Source organism: Streptomyces sp. NPDC055140 (genome assembly GCF_053607285.1).
The window spans coordinates 241,623-259,363 of sequence record NZ_JBSGTG010000012.1 but is presented as its reverse complement, the minus strand read 5'-3'; the positions used below and the strand labels follow the sequence as shown (position 1 = coordinate 259,363).

At 71.2% G+C, this 17,741-nt stretch carries 15 protein-coding genes and 1 pseudogene; 7 read left to right on the top strand and 9 right to left on the bottom strand.

Annotation, left to right across the window (positions count from 1 at the left end; all coding sequences use genetic code 11):
* Nucleotides 1-137: 137 nt before the first annotated feature.
* The 7 genes and pseudogenes from ACWFR4_RS23915 to ACWFR4_RS23885 form a co-directional block, all read right to left on the bottom strand.
* Nucleotides 138-915: pseudogene (locus ACWFR4_RS23915) on the bottom strand (IS5 family transposase).
* A 33-nt stretch (nt 916-948) separates the two neighbouring features.
* Complete coding sequence (locus ACWFR4_RS23910; RefSeq protein WP_453654394.1) at nt 949-1,533, bottom strand: DinB family protein; 585 nt, start codon at nt 1,531-1,533, stop codon at nt 949-951.
* Nucleotides 1,534-1,676: 143 nt separating this feature from the next.
* Nucleotides 1,677-2,987, bottom strand: coding sequence for a DUF58 domain-containing protein (locus ACWFR4_RS23905; RefSeq protein ID WP_453465312.1), 1,311 nt, complete (start codon nt 2,985-2,987; stop codon nt 1,677-1,679).
* 17 nt (nt 2,988-3,004) lie between these two features.
* Complete coding sequence (locus tag ACWFR4_RS23900) at nt 3,005-3,997, bottom strand: AAA family ATPase (RefSeq protein ID WP_453465314.1); 993 nt, start codon at nt 3,995-3,997, stop codon at nt 3,005-3,007.
* Complete coding sequence (locus ACWFR4_RS23895) at nt 3,994-5,253, bottom strand: DUF4350 domain-containing protein (RefSeq protein ID WP_453465316.1); 1,260 nt, start codon at nt 5,251-5,253, stop codon at nt 3,994-3,996. The genes ACWFR4_RS23900 and ACWFR4_RS23895 overlap by 4 nt, the downstream gene beginning before the upstream one ends.
* On the bottom strand, nt 5,250-5,948 hold the full coding sequence (locus tag ACWFR4_RS23890) for a DUF4129 domain-containing protein (RefSeq protein WP_453465318.1): 699 nt from the start codon (nt 5,946-5,948) through the stop codon (nt 5,250-5,252). Before ACWFR4_RS23890 ends, ACWFR4_RS23895 begins: the two co-directional genes overlap by 4 nt.
* A gap of 4 nt (nt 5,949-5,952) precedes the next feature.
* Nucleotides 5,953-7,278, bottom strand: a complete 1,326-nt coding sequence (locus tag ACWFR4_RS23885) for a glycerophosphoryl diester phosphodiesterase membrane domain-containing protein (protein ID WP_453465319.1) — start codon at nt 7,276-7,278, stop codon at nt 5,953-5,955.
* Between the two features lie 140 nt (nt 7,279-7,418).
* Here ACWFR4_RS23885 and mtnA point away from each other — a divergent pair, with 140 nt between their 5' ends.
* The 5 genes from mtnA to ACWFR4_RS23860 all read left to right on the top strand — a co-directional run bounded on the left by mtnA (nt 7,419) and on the right by ACWFR4_RS23860 (nt 14,445).
* On the top strand, nt 7,419-8,567 hold the full coding sequence (gene mtnA / locus ACWFR4_RS23880) for an S-methyl-5-thioribose-1-phosphate isomerase (RefSeq protein ID WP_453465321.1): 1,149 nt from the start codon (nt 7,419-7,421) through the stop codon (nt 8,565-8,567).
* A 4-nt stretch (nt 8,568-8,571) separates the two neighbouring features.
* On the top strand, nt 8,572-9,261 hold the full coding sequence (mtrA, locus tag ACWFR4_RS23875) for a two-component system response regulator MtrA (RefSeq protein ID WP_189491636.1): 690 nt from the start codon (nt 8,572-8,574) through the stop codon (nt 9,259-9,261).
* A gap of 1 nt (nt 9,262) precedes the next feature.
* A complete protein-coding gene (gene mtrB / locus ACWFR4_RS23870) occupies nt 9,263-11,344 on the top strand; it encodes an MtrAB system histidine kinase MtrB (RefSeq protein WP_453654392.1) in 2,082 nt (693 codons plus the stop codon).
* A gap of 94 nt (nt 11,345-11,438) precedes the next feature.
* Nucleotides 11,439-13,235 carry an LpqB family beta-propeller domain-containing protein gene (locus ACWFR4_RS23865; RefSeq protein ID WP_453465336.1) on the top strand — a complete coding sequence of 599 codons (1,797 nt, stop codon included), beginning with the start codon at nt 11,439-11,441 and terminating at the stop codon, nt 13,233-13,235.
* 289 nt (nt 13,236-13,524) lie between these two features.
* Entirely contained in the window at nt 13,525-14,445 is a 921-nt protein-coding gene (locus ACWFR4_RS23860) for a ComF family protein (RefSeq protein WP_453654390.1), read from the top strand.
* A gap of 34 nt (nt 14,446-14,479) precedes the next feature.
* On the opposite strand, the gene ACWFR4_RS23855 is transcribed toward ACWFR4_RS23860, so the two are convergent.
* Nucleotides 14,480-14,656, bottom strand: coding sequence for a hypothetical protein (locus ACWFR4_RS23855; RefSeq protein ID WP_453465327.1), 177 nt, complete (start codon nt 14,654-14,656; stop codon nt 14,480-14,482).
* A 114-nt stretch (nt 14,657-14,770) separates the two neighbouring features.
* On the opposite strand from ACWFR4_RS23855, the gene hpf reads away from it, so the two are divergent.
* Both hpf and ACWFR4_RS23845 read left to right on the top strand, forming a co-directional pair.
* Nucleotides 14,771-15,460 (top strand): ribosome hibernation-promoting factor, HPF/YfiA family, encoded by a 690-nt coding sequence (gene hpf, locus ACWFR4_RS23850; protein WP_453465329.1) that lies wholly within the window; start codon nt 14,771-14,773, stop codon nt 15,458-15,460.
* Nucleotides 15,461-15,687: 227 nt separating this feature from the next.
* On the top strand, nt 15,688-16,443 hold the full coding sequence (locus tag ACWFR4_RS23845; RefSeq protein ID WP_116512656.1) for a response regulator: 756 nt from the start codon (nt 15,688-15,690) through the stop codon (nt 16,441-16,443).
* Nucleotides 16,444-16,476: 33 nt separating this feature from the next.
* Here the strand turns inward: ACWFR4_RS23845 and ACWFR4_RS23840 are convergent, their stop codons facing one another.
* Nucleotides 16,477-17,655, bottom strand: a complete 1,179-nt coding sequence (locus ACWFR4_RS23840; protein WP_453654388.1) for a winged helix-turn-helix domain-containing protein — start codon at nt 17,653-17,655, stop codon at nt 16,477-16,479.
* Nucleotides 17,656-17,741: the final 86 nt, after the last annotated feature.

Here is a 17,741-nt window from a genome sequence, read left to right as displayed (position 1 = left end):
GCCGAACTATTTTTGAAGAAAACCCCCGTAACGGATGAGAATCCTGTTACGGGGGTTTTCTGCGTTCAGGGACGGTCGCAGGCCGGCCCCCTTTTTCGCCCGGACCCCCTTTTCAGGGCCAGGCCTTTTCCTCACATTTAGAGGGTGTCCCACGTGGCAAGTTTCGCGAGCTTCTTGTAGCAGGTCAGGGCGGCGGCCAGGCCGAGGAAAGCGAGGAAGTGCGAGCCCTTTCGTTCGTATCGGACGGTAAGGGGGCGGTAGCCGAAGAGCTCGATGCCGGGCCGCGCGATGCGCGCGACGAGCCCGCGCAGCCAGGCCAGGTGTTCGGCGGAGAAGTACGCCTTGTCCGAGCGGAGTTTGACGGGTCGGCACCGCCGTGATCCCCGGCGGGACCGGACGGGGTAGGCCGAAGATGAGCGGCTTGAGGGCGAGGCTGTCGTGCATGTTCGCGCCGGACAGGCGACGGCGAGCGGGATGCCCTGGGCATCGGACAGGACGTGCAGCTTGCTGCCCTTCTTGCCGCGATCGACCGGTTCGGCCCGATCAGCGATCCCTCCTTTTGGCGCGAACGGAGGCCGCGTCGACGATCGCCGAGTTCCAGTCCACCTCGCCCCGGGCCCCGAGTTCGTCCAGCACCGCCCGGTGCAGCTGAGGCCACAGGCCGACCTCGGTCCATACCGTGAAGCGGCGATGCGCGGTGGCGGGCGACGTGCCGAACGTCGGCGGCGGATGCTGCCAGGCACAGCCGCTGGTCAGCGCATCCACCACTGCTGTGAACACGGCCCGCTCGTCACGCGGAGCGGTCCCACCACCTTGCGGACGGGCAGCGAACGACGGCAGCAGCGGGGCGGCCAGCTCCCAGAGTTCATCAGGAACCGGACGCTTCGATAGATCAGCACCCACGACCGGCGTCATGCCGCACGAACATCAGATCACGTGGGACACCCTCTAAGCCTTGACTGGTGCGGCCGACCTGGCGGCCTGCTCGATCTTCGCGCAGTGGGCTGCACGGGCTTTTTCGTCGATCTGCTTCTCGTGTTCGGCGCGCACCCCGGTCCGGCCGTCGAGGCCCTCGCGCAGGATATCGGCGTGCCCGGTATGCCGGATGGACTCGGCGAGGACATGGACCATGATGGCGAACAGGTTCGTGTTGGGATAAGGCTCCGGCCACCACGGCACGTGGCCGGGGGCGTCGAGGGGAAGCTCGTTGATCGTCGTGTCCGAGTGTTCCCAGGTGCGCCGGTACAACTCGATGATCTGATCGCGGGTCTCGTCCTCGGTCGCCCACAGATCGCTGCCGTTGGAGTCCTGCCACCGGGGCAGCGGTTCCGGGGAAGGGCGGTCGAAGACCTCGCCGAAGTACCTGGCCTCGACGGTGGCCACGTGTTTGACCAGGCCGAGGAGGTTGGTCCCGGTCGCTGTCAAAGGTCGGCGGGCGTCGTATTCGGACAAGCCGTCGAGTTTCCAGAGCAGCGCCTTGCGGTCCCGCCGCAGTCTCCCGTGCAGGTTGTCCTTCGCGAATTCATCGATCATGCGGCATGAGCCTGCCATGGGCTGCTCGTGCTCTCAAGATCCCGTACGTGGTCCGCAACGACTGACAGAGCCGAGGCCTGGCCATCGCCGCTGCCCTGACCTGCTACAAGAAGCTCGCGAAACTTGCCACGTGAGACACCCTCTTAGAGTCGGCCTGCTGCTTTCAAAGCGAGGTAGGCGTCCGCCAGCGCCGGTGCGAGGTCGTTCGGGGTGGCGTCGACGACCGTGACGCCGCGACGGATGAGCAGTTCCGCCGTGCGGTGGCGTTCCGCTTGGGCCTGGGCCGCGGCGGCAGCGTCGTAGACCGCTTCTGTGTTTCCTCGGGAGCCGGCCATTTCCGCGATCGTCGGGTCCGCCACCGAAGCCACCAATACCGTGTGGCGCTTGGTGAGGCGGGAGAGGACCGGGAGGAGGCCCTCCTCCACGGGGGCCGTGTCGAGGCTCGTGAGGAGGACGACGAGTGAACGGCGGGGAGCTGTGTGCAGGGTCGCCGCGGTCAGGCCGCGGGCGTCCGTTTCGACGAGTTCCGGCTCCAGTGGGGCCATGGCGTTGACCAGGGCCGGCAGGAGTTCGCCGGCCGCGCGGCCCTGGACCAGGGCGCGGATGCGGCGGTCGTAGGCGAGCAGGTCGACCCGGTCGCCGGCCCTGGAGGCCAGTGCGCCGAGGAGGAGCGCGGCGTCCATCGACGCGTCGAGGCGGGGTGCGTCGCCGACGCGGCCGGCGGAGGTGCGTCCCGTGTCGAGGACGAGAAGGATGTGTCGGTCGCGTTCCGGGCGCCAGGTGCGGACCGCGAGTGTCGACTGGCGGGCGGTGGCGCGCCAATCGATGGAACGGGTGTCGTCCCCGGGAACGTACTCGCGCAAGCTGTCGAATTCGGTGCCCTCGCCGCGGGTCAGGACGCTGGTGCGGCCGTCGAGTTCGCGCAGGCGGGCCAGTTTCGAGGGCAGGTGCTTGCGGCTGTGGAACGGGGGGAGGACGCGGACCGTCCAGGGGACTTCGTGGCTGCCCTGGCGGGTGAAGAGGCCCAGCGGGCCGTACGAGCGGATCGTCACCCGGTCGGCCTTTCGGTCACCCCTGCGGGTGGGGAGCAGACGGGTGGTGATGCGGCGGCGTTCGCCCGGGGGGATCGTCACGCGGTGGCGGGACGCCTCGACCTCGGTGCCGGGGTGCCAGCTGCTGGGAGGCCAGGCGTCGCGGAGCTGGGCGCGCAGGGGGCGGCGTGAGGGGTTGGTGACGGTGAGGGTGACGTCGGCCGGGTCGCCCAGGCGTACTGCGGTGTCGCCGGAACGGGTCAGGCGCAGTCGGCGTACCGGGGCGGCCAGGGCGAAGTCGCAGGCGCAGGCCAGGGCCAGGGGGGTGTTCACGGCCAGGATGCCGGTCCAGCTGGGCTCCCAGATGCCTACGGGGAGGGAGCCCAGGGCGGCGAGCAGGGCGGTGCGTCCGGTGAGGGCCATGGGTCCAGAGCCTTGCGTCAGCGGGGAACGGGGACGTGGGCCAGGATCGCGTTGATGACCGAGTCGGGCGTGACGCCCTCCATCTCGGCCTCGGGGCGGAGCTGGATCCGGTGGCGGAGCGTGGGCAGCGCGAGGGCCTTCACGTCGTCGGGGATGACGTAGTCGCGGCCCGTCAGCCAGGCCCAGGCGCGGGCCGTGGACAGAAGGGCCGTCGCACCGCGGGGGGAGACGCCCAGGGTGAGGGACGGGGATTCGCGCGTGGCGCGGCAGATGTCGACGACGTAGGCCGTGATCTCGGGGGAGATCGCGGTCTTCGCCACGGCAGCCCGGGCGGTTTCCAGGTCGGCGGCGGTGGCTACGGGGCGTACGCCCGCGGAGCGCAGGTCGCGCGGGTTGAAGCCCTGGGCGTGTCGGGTCAGGACGTCGATCTCGTCCTGGCGGGAGGGGAGGGGAACCGTGAGCTTGAGGAGGAAACGGTCCAGCTGGGCCTCGGGGAGGGGGTACGTGCCCTCGTACTCGACGGGGTTCTGCGTCGCCGCGACCAGGAAGGGGTCGGGGAGCAGGCGGGGGGTGCCGTCGACCGTGACCTGGCGTTCCTCCATGGCTTCGAGGAGGGAGGACTGGGTCTTGGGCGGGGTGCGGTTGATCTCGTCCGCGAGGAGCAGGTTGGTGAAGACCGGGCCGGGCTGGAACGAGAACTCGGCGGTGCGGGCGTCGTAGACGAGGGAGCCCGTGACGTCACTCGGCATCAGGTCGGGGGTGAACTGGACGCGCTTCGTGTCGAGTTCGAGGGAGGCCGCGAGGGCGCGTACGAGGAGGGTCTTGGCCACTCCGGGGACGCCTTCGAGGAGGACGTGGCCGCGGCAGAGGAGCGCCACGACGAGGCCCGTGACCGCGGGGTCCTGGCCGACGACGGCCTTGGCGATCTCCGCGCGCAGGGCCTCCAGAGCCGCCCGTGAGCTGCGGGGATCTCCGGTGGGCCCGGCGTTGTCAGTGGTCGGGGCCATCATGAGTGGCGTACCTCTCTTTCGAGGGCGTCGAGTTGGTCGGCGAGGGCTGTGAGGGCCGCGTCGTTGGCGGGCGGCGGGCCGAAGAGGAGGGGGCGTGGGTCCTGGCCGGGGGTGTGGAGTGCGGCGGTCAGGGCGGGGAGCAGGGTCTCGGGCGTGTGGGCCTGTGACGGGGGGACGCCGATGAGGGGGGCGAGGCGGGTGCGGGTGGCGGTGCGCAGAGCGGAGGCGGCGCGGTCGCGGGCGTTGGCCTTGCGGTAGAGGCGGGCGCGTCCTTCGACGGCTTCGGAGGCGCGGATCGCCACGGGGAGGCGTTCGGGGACCAGCCGGCCGAGGCGGCGGCCGCGCCAGAACGCGGCGAGGACGGCTGCGACGAAGAGTTGCAGGGTGCCCCAGAGCCATCCCGAGGGGAGCAGGTCGAAGAAGCCGCGACGCTCGGAGCCGGTGGCCCGGGCATCGTCGGAGAGGGAGGGGAGGTACCAGACCAAGTGGGGGCGGGAACCGAGGAGTTGCAGGGCGAGCGAGGCGTTGCCCTGCTTGTCGAGACGGTCGTTGAGGAGGATGTCGGGGGCGCCGATCAGGACGGTGTCGCCGCCCTTGGGCTCCGGCAGGCGCAGCAGGGTGGGGAGGCTTTCGCTGCGGTAGCAGGTGTCGGCGTCCGCGGGGTACGTGGCGTAGCGGCGGCCGCCGGTCTCGGCGTCGCCGGCGCGGCGGGCGGCGGACAGGGTGCAGCCGGGGCGCGCGAGTGCGTCGAGGCTGGGTGCGGGGTCCGCGGTGACGTCGGGGGCGAGGGTGCCGAGCGAGGGGGCGCCGGGGGCGATCAGGACGGTGCGGCCGCCGGAGTCGGTGGTGGCGGCGTGCAGTTGGGCCTGCTGGCGGTCGGTGAGCAGGTTCGGGGATGCGACCAGGACGGTGGTGTCGGGGCCTGCCGCGTCGCGGGCCTCGGCGGTGGTGGTGACCACGCGCGTGGAGACGCCCCGGTCTGCCAGGAGTCGGGCGACGGCACGGCTGCCGCCCGGGTCGGCGGAGCGCGGGTCGAGGCGGCCGTGGGCCGCGTCGGAGCGGACGAGCGCGATGGCGACGGCGGCGATCAGCAGGATCGCGGCGGCGATGAGCAGGCCGCGCGTGCGGGTCCAGAGCTGGCGTGGGGTGCGTGCCGTGGAGGTGGCCGGTGGCTGCTCGCCCGGGTGTGCCGGTGGCGTGGAGTCCTGTGCGTTCGGCGGGGCAGCGGCGGGGGCCGTCGGATGCTGGGTGGTCACTCGGCGGCTCCTCGGGGGGCGCTGCCGGTGAGCGTGGGGGTGGTGCGGTCCAGTTCGGAGTCGAGCGTGGTGAGGCGCTCGTACGTCTGCGGGGTGGCGGTGCGGCCGCCGTATATGACGTCGTCGAAGTCGCGGGCCGCGGTGCGCAGTCGGTCCGTGTGCGCGGGCAGGGTGCGGCCGGCTTCGGTGGCGGCCTCGTCGGCGGTGCGGCCGGGGCGCGGGTCGAGGAGTGCGCGTTCCTCCAGAGCGCGGACGATGGCGCGCATCCGTTCCTGCACGGCCTGGGTCCAGTGGCCCTGGGCGGCGTGTGCCTCGGCGGCCGCGCGGTGTTCGGCGGCAGTGCGGGGGCGGTCGTCGAAGAGCACGGCGGTGGAGTGGATGGAGCGGCGCGGGGTGCCCAGGCGCCACCACAGGGCGACGGCGAGGGCCACGACGGCGAGCACGATGACGAGCAGGCCGAATCCGCCGCCGGGGGTCGCCCCGGAGGCGGCGGAGAACAACTTGTCGAGCCATTCCCAGAAGCGGTTGAGGCCCCGCTGGAGGAGGCTCGTGTCGTCCTGGTGGTACGCGGGCTCGGACAGCTCGCGTCGGGCCGCTTCCCGCGCGGGGTCGCGCCCGATCGTCACCGGTGGTTCGTCGCCGCCCGTGCGCGAGCGCAGCGCGGCAGCCCAGAGCACTCCCCCCGCCGGGCTCACCGCATCAGCTCCCCGGGGTGGGGCTCGTGGTGTCGCCGTAGCCCTGGAGGCCTGCCGCGCGGCCGAGTTCGAGGTCGAGGGCCTCGCGGCGGATGCGCTGGTCGATGTAGAGGAGCACGGTGACGCCCGCTGTGATCGGGAACGTGAGCATGGAGCCGATCACGGAGCCGACGCCGGTGACGATGAGGAACGTCCAGCCGAGGTCGCCGGTGCCGCCGTCGAGGAGTCCGCTGACGCCTTCGCCCCCGAGTGCGGCGGCGAGGAAGGTGAACGGGATGACGATGATCGACGAGACGAGTCCGGCGATGATCCCGGCCAGCAGCTGGATGCCGAAGACCCGCCACCAGGAGCCGCGGACCAGCTTGGCGGAGCGGCTCATCGACTTCAGGATGCTCTGCTTCTCCAGCATCAGGGCGGGCGAGGCGAGCGAGAAGCGGATCATCAGCCAGATTGCCAGGACGGCGCCGCCGAGGGCGCCGAGGGCGATGAGCGGGGCGCCGGAGTCGGAGGAGCCTATGGCGGCGACGAGGATGCCGGGCACCATGCAGACGAGCAGGACGGCGGCGGCGATGAGCGGCAGGAGGAGCGTCAGGCCGGCCAGCTTGAGGAGCTGGGGCTTGGCGTCCTGCCAGGCCTCCCCGGTCGTCACGGACTTGCCGAGGACGGCCCGGCTGGTCACGGTCGTGAGCAGGGCTGTGGCGACGATGGTGCCGAGCAGGTAGACGATCTGGACGACGCCCGAGCTCAGCAGGGTGTCGCCGACGGCGCGCGTCAGTTCGCTCGCGGTCGCGCTCGGGTCGTCGAGAGCGTCCGTGTTCGTCGAGTTGTTCAGGACGATGCCCTGGAGGAGGACGACGACGATCTCGATGAGTACGGCCACGGAGAGCGAGATCCCGAGGACGGTGCGCCAGTGCGCGCGCATCGTCGACACGGCGCCGTCGAGGATCTCGCCGACGCCGAGCGGGCGCAGCGGGATGACGCCGGGCTTGGCGGCCGGGGGCCTGCCCTGCCAGGAGCCCCATCCGGCGCCGTAGCCACCTCCTGGCCCGCCGTAACCGCCACCGCCGCCGTAGCTGCCGGGGCCCGCGGGGCCGCCGGGGGAGCCTCCGCCCCAGCCCTGGGACGGAGGCGACGGAGGGGGCGGGGTCTGGCCGGTGCCGGACGGGGCGGACCACTGCGCGGGCGGCGGCTGCTCCTTGGACCACTTCGGGTCGGGAGCTGCGTCCTTGCCGTCGCCGGTGTGGCCGTCCTGGCCGCCCTGCTCAGGCTGGTCGTCCTGGCCGTCGGAGGGGGCAGATCCGGGCGAGGCCCAGCCCGGAGTGTCGTTCATCGTCGCTCCTTCACGGTGCCCGTCCGCGGTCGCGGTGGCAGCTTGGCGCCCATCGTGCCACGGTGTGGCTCGGAGTTGACCGGGTGCCGTATGGGCTGCACACCTTCAATTGTCCGCCGGGTACGGGGCAGACTGGGCGGATGGCTGATCAGTACGCGCAAACCGGCGACGACAAGCGGCCCACCGACATACCCGTACTCCGATGGGAGGAGCCGGCCGAGGGGCCCGCGCTCGTCCTGCTCGACCAGACCCGGCTGCCCGTGGAGGAGGTCGAGCTGGTCTGCACCGACGCGCAGGCGCTCGTCCAGGCGATCAGGACGCTCGCCGTGCGGGGAGCGCCACTCCTCGGCATCGCGGGGGCGTACGGGGTCGCCCTGGCCGCGGCACGGGGGTTCGACGTGGACGAGGCGGCCCACGCGCTGGCCGGCGCGCGGCCCACCGCGGTGAATCTCGCCAGAGGCGTGCGCCGGGCTCTTGCGGCGTACCGAGCCGGGCTCGGGGCCGAGGGAGACCGGGAGCGGGCCGCCCGGGACGCACTCGCCACCGCGCGGGCGCTCCACCGGGAGGACGCCGACGCCAGCGCCGCGATGGCCGGACACGGCCTCGCGCTGCTCGACGAGATGCTGCCGGGCGGACAGCACCGGATCCTCACGCACTGCAACTCGGGGGCACTGGTCTCCGGGGGTGAGGGCACCGCGTTCGCGGTGGCGCTCGCCGCGCACCGGGTGGGACGGCTGACCCGGCTGTGGGTCGACGAGACGCGGCCACTGCTCCAGGGTTCGCGACTCACCGCGTACGAGGCGGCGCGGACGGGGATGGCGTACACGCTGCTCACGGATAATGCGGCGGGGTCGCTGTTCGCGGCCGGTGAGGTGGACGCGGTGCTGGTCGGGGCCGACCGGATCGCGGCGGACGGTTCCGTCGCGAACAAGGTGGGGACCTATCCGCTCGCGGTTCTTGCCAAGTACCACCACGTGCCGTTCATCGTGGTGGCGCCGGGTACGACCGTGGACCCGGACACCCCCGACGGAGCGTCCGTCGAGGTGGAGCAGCGGGCCGGACATGAAGTGACGGAGGTCACGGCACCCCAGGTGTCGATGGCCGGGGTTGAGGCGGGAGGCGTGATTCCGGTGGCTCCGCTGGGGACGCAGGTGTACAACCCCGCATTCGATGTGACGCCGCCCGAGTTGGTGACGGCGATCGTCACAGAGTGGGGAGTGATTTCCCCTGTGACAGCTGAAGGACTGGGCGAGCTGTGTGCCAGGTCACGCCAGGTAACGATTAAGTAATGGGATGATGTGGCCTATGAAGGGACGAGTCCTTGTCGTCGACGACGACACCGCACTGGCCGAGATGCTCGGCATTGTGCTGCGTGGTGAAGGTTTTGAGCCGTCGTTCGTAGCTGACGGCGACAAGGCGCTGGCCGCTTTCCGAGAGTCCAAGCCGGATCTGGTCCTTCTGGACCTGATGCTTCCCGGCCGGGACGGCATCGAGGTGTGCCGCCTGATCAGGGCGGAGTCCGGGGTGCCGATCGTGATGCTGACCGCGAAGAGCGACACGGTGGACGTCGTGGTGGGCCTCGAGTCGGGGGCCGACGACTACATCGTGAAGCCGTTCAAGCCGAAGGAGCTCGTGGCCCGTATCCGGGCGCGGCTGCGGAGGTCCGAGGAGCCCGCGCCCGAGCAGCTCGCCATCGGTGACCTGGTCATCGACGTGGCCGGGCACTCCGTGAAGCGGGAAGGGCAGTCGATCGCGCTGACGCCGCTGGAGTTCGACCTCCTGGTGGCACTGGCCCGCAAGCCGTGGCAGGTGTTCACGCGTGAGGTCCTCCTCGAGCAGGTGTGGGGCTATCGGCACGCGGCCGACACCCGCCTGGTGAACGTGCATGTGCAGCGGCTGCGCTCGAAGGTCGAGAAGGACCCCGAGCGTCCGGAGATCGTGGTGACCGTCCGTGGCGTCGGTTACAAGGCCGGACCGAGCTGACATGTCCCGTGACAGTGCCGCTCCGGCACCCGGGGGGCCGGGAATCCGCTCGGGGCGGCCTGTGGGACCGAAGGCCGGGCGTGGCCCAGTGCTGCGCCGGGTCCTCGACGGCGGTCTGCTGCTCCAGGGCGGAATGAACGGCAGCCCCGTGCTGCGCCTGTTCACGCGCTGGGTGCGGCGGCCGCTGCTGCCCGCCATGCGCCTGTGGCGGCGCAACATCCAGCTCAAGATCGTCGTGACGACGCTCCTGATGTCGCTCGGCGTCGTACTGCTGCTCGGCATCGTCGTCATCGGGTCCGTACGCAACGGCCTGCTCGACGCCAAGGTGAAGGCGTCGCAGAGCCAGGCCGAGGGCGGCTTCCGGGCCGCCAAGGACAAGGCCGACACGGCCGCGGCCGGGGCGCGCGACGGGGCGACGACGGACAGCCGTGCCCCCCTGAACACGAACAACTGGATGAGCGAGCTGGTCACCCAGCTCTCCTCCGGCGGCCAGAGCGCCTTCGACGTGGTGACGCTCAGCCCGCCCGGGGCCGACAGCGGCGACAGCGTGCGCGGACCGCGGGCCTCCGGCGGCGTCCTCGACCCCAGCGTCCCCGACGACCTGCGCGAGCGGGTCGAGAAGATGACGGGCGCGTCCCAGGAGTACACGCGCATCGTCTACGAGGACGGCAAGGACTCCCAGCCCGGACTCGTCATCGGCAAACAGATGACCGACCCCAAGGGCCACGCCTACCAGCTGTACTACCTCTTCCCGCTCACCCAGGAGGAGAAGTCGCTCGGCCTGGTCAAGGGGACGCTCGCCACGGCCGGGCTGTTCGTCGTGGTGCTGCTCGGCGCCATCGCCTGGCTGGTCGTACGGCAGGTCGTCACGCCCGTACGGATGGCCGCAGGCGTCGCCGAGAGGCTGTCCGCCGGACGCCTCCAAGAACGTATGAAGGTCACCGGCGAGGACGACATCGCCCGGCTCGGTGAAGCCTTCAACAAGATGGCGCAGAACCTGCATACGAAGATCCAGCAGCTCGAGGATCTCTCGCGGATGCAGCGACGCTTCGTGTCCGACGTCTCGCACGAGCTGCGGACGCCGCTGACGACGGTGCGCATGGCTGCCGACGTGATCCATGACGCGCGCGTGGACTTCGACCCGGTGACCGCGCGGTCGGCGGAACTGCTCGCCGATCAACTGGACCGGTTCGAGTCACTCCTCTCGGACCTCCTCGAGATCAGCCGCTTCGACGCGGGCGCGGCCGCCCTGGAGGCGGAGCCGATAGACCTGCGGGAAGTCGTACGGCGTGTGGTGGGCGGCGCCGAGCCGCTCGCCGAGCACAAGGGCACGCACGTGCGGATCGTCGGGGACCAGCAGCCCGTGGTCGCCGAGGCGGACGCCCGGCGCGTGGAGCGCGTCCTGCGCAATCTCGTCGTCAACGCCGTGGAGCACGGTGAAGGCAAGGACGTGGTGGTGCGGCTCGCCGCTGCCGGCGGCGCGGTCGCCGTCGCCGTACGCGACTACGGCGTGGGCCTGAAGCCCGGCGAAGCCACCCGCGTCTTCAGCCGCTTCTGGCGCGCCGACCCGGCACGCGCGCGTACCACCGGCGGTACGGGCCTCGGCCTGTCCATCGCCCTCGAGGACGCCCGGTTGCACGGCGGCTGGCTCCAGGCGTGGGGCGAGCCAGGCGGCGGCTCGCAGTTCCGGCTGACCCTGCCGCGGACGGCGGACGAACCCCTACGCGGGTCGCCGATACCGCTGGAGCCGGAGGACTCACGGCGCAACCGCGGCCTGAGCGAGGCAGGGCTTCCGCTCGGCGGGGGCGCCGGCAAGCTCGCGACAGTTCCGGCGCAGACAGCGGGCGCGTCCCGCGTGCCGTCGCCCGTACCGGCGAAGGAACCGGCCGCACCCCGGTACGCGGTCGATCCCGCGGCGCTGCCCGGGAACGGCTCGCGGGTCGTGGCCCGCGGCGACACCGCCGCACCGGCGGCACGCAGTCAGGATGCAAGGGGTCCGGAAGGGCCCGGGGAAGAGCAGGCCGGACCGGCCGAGGGGGCCGGCGGCAGCGGCGAGGGAAGTGGGGGCGGGCGTGCGCGGTGAGCGGGGGCGGCCACCGTTGGCCGGACGGCGGCGCGGGCTGCGTACAGGTGTGCTGCTCGGCTGCGGCGCAGTGGTGCTCAGCGGCTGCGCGTCCATGCCGGACAACGGCGGACTCCAGGCCGTGGAGGCATCGCAGCGGCCCGACTCGCAGGTGCGCGTCTTCGCGATGCCGCCCCGTGAGAACGCCGGGCCCGTCAGCATCGTCGAGGGCTTCCTCGAGGCGCTGACCAGCGACGATCCGCAGTACACGATGGCGCGCAAGTACCTCACGGAGAGGGCCGCCAAGGGCTGGCACCCCGAGGAGCGCACCACCGTCCTCACGGACGGACCGAGCACGGGACCGGCGAGCAGGCCCAGCGCCGGTGACGAGGGCCGTACGTTCAGGCTGAGCGGCCATCAGGTCGCGTTCGTGGACCAGCAGCAGGCGTACCGGCCCGACGGCACCTCGTACAGCAAGACGCTGCACCTCGTGCAGGAGAACGGGCCCAAGGGCAAGCAGTGGCGCATCGACGGGCTGCCGCAGGGCGTCGTCCTCGGGCAGTCCGACTTCCAGCGCATCTACCAGTCCGTCAACAAGTACTACTTCGCGCTGGGCGAGGAGTCCTCCGGCGGTGGCGCGCAGAGCGGTGGGGGTTCGGGTTCGGGTTCGACCAGCCGTCAGAAGCGGCTGGTCGCCGACCCCGTGTACGTACGTCAGTGGATAGACCCCCTCACGCAGACGGTGCGGGCCCTTCTTTCGGGTCCCACGCACTGGCTGAACCCGGTCGTGACCACGACGTTCCCCTCCGACACGCGGCTGCGCAAGGGCGTGAAATCCCTCGCACCCGACGACGAGAACAATCTGAAGGTCCCGCTGAACGCGAAGGCCGACCACGTCGGGCAGGCCCGCTGCAAGGAGATGGCCGCCCAACTCCTGTTCTCCCTGCGGGATGTGACGTCGGCGAACGTGTCGCAGATCGAGCTCGAGCGGTCGAACGGGTCGCAGCTGTGCGTCCTGAGCGAGAGTGACGCCGAGGCGCTCGTGGAGCCGCGCACCTCCGGGCCCTCCGACGACCAGTACTTCCTGGACGACAAGGGACGGCTCGTACAGATGTCGGGCGCCTCCCGCACCGCGAAGGACCCTGAGCGGGTGCCGGGGCCGCTCGGCGACGGCGAGCAGCGGATGCGCTCGGTCGCCGTCTCGCGCGACGAGACGCAGGCCGCAGCGGTGTCGAACAACGGCAGCGCCCTGTTCGTCGGGTCGCTCGTGGCGGGCGCCTCGCTCGGCGACCCCGTCGTACGCAGCAGCGCCAAGTCCGAGAAGGACCGGCTGACGACGCCCAGTTGGGACGGACTCGGCGACCTGTGGGTGGCCGACCGCGACCCGAAGAAGCCACGGCTGCTGATGTTCGGCCGGGGCATGGCGGACGAGATCCACGAAGCCGACGTCTCCGGTCTCGACGGCGGGCGCATCGAGGCCGTGAAGGTGTCGGCCGACGGAGTGCGGATCGCGCTGCTCGTGGCCGAGAAGGGCAGGACCACGCTGCGGATCGGGCGCGTCGAACGCGACTCCGGACCGGACGGCAAGCTGACGGTCTCGGTCGACGAACTGCGCGCCGCGGCACCCCAGATGGAAGAGGTCACGGCCATGTCATGGGCCGGCGGAAGCCGACTTGTGGTGGTCGGACGCGAGTCCGGGGGCGTGCAGCAGCTGAGTTACGTCCAGTGCGACGGCTCGGTGCCGACGGGGCAGGCGCTGCCCGGCCTGACGGGCGTGAAGGAGATCGCGGCGTCCGAGGACGACCGCCTCCCACTCGTCGCCCACTCGGACGACGGGATCGTCAGGCTGCCGCCGGGCCTGCCGTGGCAGACGGTGCTCAAGGACGGGACGGCGCCGGTCTACCCGGGGTAGAGGGAGCTGGGGGCGGCGGGACGGCATGAAGTACGCCGTTCTTCCTCCCGCTGGACGGAGTTGAGTCCTCCGATTGCAACGGAGTGTGCCCGTCCGGGAGTTATCCACAGGGGGTTATCCACAGGGGGTGGTCGCGGCGCGCCCCTCTTGGCACAGTGTGGACATGCGGGGGTGGTTGCAGGACCTCGGAGATCTTGTGTTGCCGGCCGAGTGCGGAGGCTGCGGTCGGCCGCGTACGGCGCTCTGCGCGCGCTGCGGGGACGCCCTGTGCGGCGGTGCGCCGGGCCGGGTGCGGCCGAGCCCTGAGCCGCCCGGGCTGCCGGTGGTGCACGCGGCCGCTCCGTACCAGAACGCGGTACGGGCCGTACTGCTCGCGCACAAGGAGCGGGGGGCGCTGGGTCTCGTGGAGCCCCTGGGCGCGGCCCTCGCGGGGGCGGTGCGGGCGGGGCTGAGTGAAGCGGGGGGTAGGGGAGGGGGCGGGGGTGGGGGCCCCGCAGACGGGCGTACACAGGCCTACGGACGTACGCAGGCACACGCGCGTACGCAGCGAGTCATGCACACCCAGGTACGTGGCGTGCGTGGCCAAGCAGGCGACCGCACGCAAGCAGGCGCGCGAACCCCGGCAAGTGACCGCACCCAAGCAGGCGCGCGAACCCCGGCAAGTGACCGCACCCAAGCGAGCGCGCGAACCCCGGCCAGCGCGCTCACCCAGCCAGCGGTCCGCATCCAACCTCCCACCCCCCTCCTCCTGGTCCCCGTTCCCTCCGCTCGGAAGGCCGTTCGGGCGCGTGGGCATGATCCTGCGCGGCGGATCGCGTATGCCGCTGCGGCTGAACTGCGTCGGACGGGGGTGCCTGCCCGGGTGCTGGCCGCGTTGCGTCAGAGGCGGGCCGTTGCCGATCAGGCCGGGCTCGACTCGCGGCGGCGTCTGGCCAATCTCGCCGGTGCTCTGGAGGTGCCCGCGGGAGCCCGTGCGCTCCTTGCCTCGGGTGGCCGGATCGTGCTGGTCGACGACGTCATGACCACGGGCGCCTCATTGGCGGAGGCGGCCCGCGCAATACGTGCGGCTGAGGTCAGGAGGGCAGAGGATGAGAGTGACGGGTTCACGCCGGGATGGGTGGAAACTGCACGGGAATTGCCCCCGCGCAACTCGATCAGTGCGGCCGTGGTCGCCGCCTCTCCGGGTTCTTTCGAAATAAACCGGAACTGAGCGCAAACCTGCGTCGTTGCAGGTAGTGAGGGGGTCAATTCACCTGAATGGAGGTACGCGTCAGTAGAGGGTGACGACATCCGTCCGGGCGAGATATGTTCGGTTGTGAGGAATGGCTGACGCCGTCCTCGGCAATCGGGAATGCCGTGTCGTGGGTGCCGCAGGTTTTTTCGGCAATCACCCGCGATGATGGGGTGTAGATCTTGTCCATGGGGGAGGAGGAGGTGGAAGTCGCCGAGTCAGAGACTCCGGAAGTGGCCGGAGTCTGGTGCAACAGGGAGATGCTCCGCCGATGGAGCGGGGCGATCCGGGAACGGAGTTCTGCGTGGACATCGTCGTCAAGGGCCGCAAGACAGAGGTGCCCGAGCGGTTCCGCAAGCACGTGGCCGAGAAGCTGAAGCTGGAGAAGATCCAGAAGTTCGACGGCAAGGTGATCAGCCTCGACGTGGAGGTGTCCAAGGAGCCCAACCCCCGACAGGCCGACCGCTGCGACCGCGTAGAGATCACACTCCGCACGCGCGGCCCGGTCATCCGGGCGGAGGCCGCGGCCAGCGACCCGTATGCGGCGCTCGACCTGGCAACGGACAAGCTCGAGGCGCGCCTGCGCAAGGAACACAGCAAGCGGTCCACCCGCCGTGGAAACGGCAGGCTCACGGCCGCGGAAGTCCCCGATGTCGTCCCCACGGCGACTCTGAACGGGGACGGCTCAGTGGTCAACAACGAGGAGCCCGGCGGAGTGCCGACCAAGAGGATCGGCTCCCTCGAGGTCCAGGGCGAAGGCCCGCTCATCGTTCGCGAGAAGACGCACGTCGCTGCGCCCATGTCGCTCGACCAGGCGCTCTACGAGATGGAGCTGGTCGGGCACGACTTCTACCTCTTCGTCGACTCCGAGACCAAGGAGCCCAGCGTCGTCTACCGGCGCCACGCCTACGACTACGGCGTGATCCACCTCAACACCGACCCGATGGTCACCCAGGCGCAGTCGTCCGAAGCGGGCGGGGCGCTCGGCGGCTGAAGCAGGCGGAACAACACCGCTAAGCCCGCGGGAGACAGCCGGAAAAGGGTGCCCCTGGGAGCGCGTGCGCCCCCAGGGGCACCATCGCGCGACCCCCGTGCACACTGCTCTGTCACCGCGCCGACGCCAAGGCATGAAATCATGGCCGTGCCGGGTCAACCGGTGTGCCGCTGCCTCGGGTTGGCGTGGCACCGGAAGACGGGCCATGGCCTTCAGGGGGAGGAACGATGGCGGACAGCTTCGGACCGATGCGGGATGACGGCGCCGGTACGGCCGGTGACGGTGTCCAGGGCATGGGCCCGGACGAGAGCGCGCCGCGCAAGGAGCCGATCCGGGTCCTCGTGGTGGACGACCACGCGCTGTTCCGGCGCGGGCTCGAGATCGTTCTCGCGGCCGAGGAGGACATCCAGGTCGTCGGTGAGGCGGGCGACGGCGCCGAGGCCGTGGACAAGGCGGCCGACCTGCTGCCCGACATCATCCTGATGGATGTGCGGATGCCCAAGCGCGGCGGGATCGAGGCGTGCACCTCCATCAAGGAGGTGGCCCCCAGCGCCAAGATCATCATGCTCACCATCAGTGACGAGGAAGCCGATCTCTACGACGCGATCAAGGCGGGCGCGACGGGCTATCTGCTCAAGGAGATCTCTACGGACGAGGTGGCGACGGCCATTCGCGCCGTGGCCGACGGGCAGTCGCAGATCAGCCCCTCGATGGCGTCGAAGCTCCTCACCGAATTCAAGTCGATGATCCAGCGCACGGACGAGCGGCGCCTCGTTCCCGCGCCGCGGCTGACCGACCGCGAGCTGGAAGTCCTGAAGCTGGTCGCCACGGGCATGAACAACCGCGATATCGCGAAGGAACTGTTCATCTCCGAGAACACCGTGAAGAACCATGTGCGCAACATCCTGGAGAAGCTGCAGCTGCACTCCAGGATGGAGGCCGTGGTCTACGCGATGCGGGAGAAGATCCTCGAGATCCGGTGACGGCCGCCGGTGACGGCCGACGGGTGAGAGCGGTCAGTCGAGGGCGGTGACCAGGGCCGGCTTGAGGCCAGGCATGTCGACGCGCTCGATCCGGACCGTGTCGCAGCCCACCCACTGTGCCGCCTCCCGCAGCGCCTGCGCCACGGCCGGGACCGCCTTCGGGCCGTCGATGGAGACCTGCTTGGCGACCAGCGTGCTCCCGTCGCGCGCGGGGTCGACGCGGCCCACCAGGTGCCCGCCCGCGAGGACCGGCATCGCGAAGTAGCCGTGCACCCGCTTCGGCTTGGGGACGTACGCCTCCAGGCGGTGCGTGACGCCGAAAATCCGCTCCGTGCGGGCCCGCTCCCAGATCAGGGAGTCGAAGGGCGAGAGCAGCGTCGTACGGTGGCGGCCGCGCGGGACGGTCTCCAGCGCCGCCGGGTCCGCCCATGCCGGCTTCCCCCAGCCCTCCACGGTCACGGGAACCAGGCCCGAGTCCTCGACCACCGCGTCGAACTGCTCGTTCTTCAGGCGGTGGTAGTCCGCGATGTCGGAGCGCGTGCCGACGCCCAGGGCCTGTCCCGCCAGGCGGACCAGACGGCGCAGGCACTCCCGGTCGTCGAGGTCGTCATGGAGCAGCTCGGCCGGGACGGCGCGCTCGGCGAGGTCGTACACCCGCTTCCAGCTGCGGCGCTGCGTGCACACCACCTCGCCGTACATCAGGGCGCGCTCCACGGCGACCTTTGCCTCGGACCAGTCCCACCACTCGCCCTTGTTCTTCGCGCCGCCCAACTCCGTGGCCGTGAGCGGGCCTTCGGTGCGCAGCTGCTTGATGACCTGCTCGTACGCGCCGTCGGGCAGGTCGTGGTACCAGTGCGGGCGGGTGCGGTATGCGCGGCGGCGGAACGCGAAGTGGGGCCACTCCTCGACGGGCAGGATGCACGCGGCATGGGACCAGTACTCGAAGGCGTGCGGCGCGCCCGACGCGCCGGGGGTCCAGTACGCGTCCTCGACCGTTCTGCGGCCGACCGCGCCCAGGCGTGCGTACGGGATGAGTTCGTGGGAGCGGGCCAGCACCGAGATGGTGTCGAGCTGGACCGCTCCGAGGTGACGGAGCACGCCGCGGACTCCGGCCCTGCGGTCCGGCGCGCCGAGGAACCCCTGGGCCCGCAGCGCGATGCGGCGGGCCTCGTCGGCGGTGAGTTCGGCGGCGGGGCGCGGCGTGGTCGTCATGCCCCGAACGATAGGGCGCGGCACTGACAGTCGGGCCGCGACCGCAAAGCTCTGCCCGTCAGGCGGCGCCCGAAGCCGTCAGGCCG

Bases quoted from the DNA above. Each gene is read 5' to 3' on its own strand.
- ACWFR4_RS23865 (WP_453465336.1), top strand. From the start codon at position 11,439: ATGCCGGACAACGGCGGACTCCAGGCCGTGGAGGCATCGCAGCGGCCC.
- mtrA (WP_189491636.1), top strand. From the start codon at position 8,572: ATGATGTGGCCTATGAAGGGACGAGTCCTTGTCGTCGACGACGACACC.
- ACWFR4_RS23840 (WP_453654388.1), bottom strand. From the start codon at position 17,655: ATGACGACCACGCCGCGCCCCGCCGCCGAACTCACCGCCGACGAGGCC.
- ACWFR4_RS23885 (WP_453465319.1), bottom strand. From the start codon at position 7,278: ATGAACGACACTCCGGGCTGGGCCTCGCCCGGATCTGCCCCCTCCGAC.
- ACWFR4_RS23845 (WP_116512656.1), top strand. From the start codon at position 15,688: ATGGCGGACAGCTTCGGACCGATGCGGGATGACGGCGCCGGTACGGCC.
- ACWFR4_RS23855 (WP_453465327.1), bottom strand. From the start codon at position 14,656: ATGGACAAGATCTACACCCCATCATCGCGGGTGATTGCCGAAAAAACC.
- mtnA (WP_453465321.1), top strand. From the start codon at position 7,419: ATGGCTGATCAGTACGCGCAAACCGGCGACGACAAGCGGCCCACCGAC.
- ACWFR4_RS23905 (WP_453465312.1), bottom strand. From the start codon at position 2,987: ATGGCCCTCACCGGACGCACCGCCCTGCTCGCCGCCCTGGGCTCCCTC.
- ACWFR4_RS23910 (WP_453654394.1), bottom strand. From the start codon at position 1,533: ATGATCGATGAATTCGCGAAGGACAACCTGCACGGGAGACTGCGGCGG.
- mtrB (WP_453654392.1), top strand. From the start codon at position 9,263: ATGTCCCGTGACAGTGCCGCTCCGGCACCCGGGGGGCCGGGAATCCGC.
- ACWFR4_RS23900 (WP_453465314.1), bottom strand. From the start codon at position 3,997: ATGATGGCCCCGACCACTGACAACGCCGGGCCCACCGGAGATCCCCGC.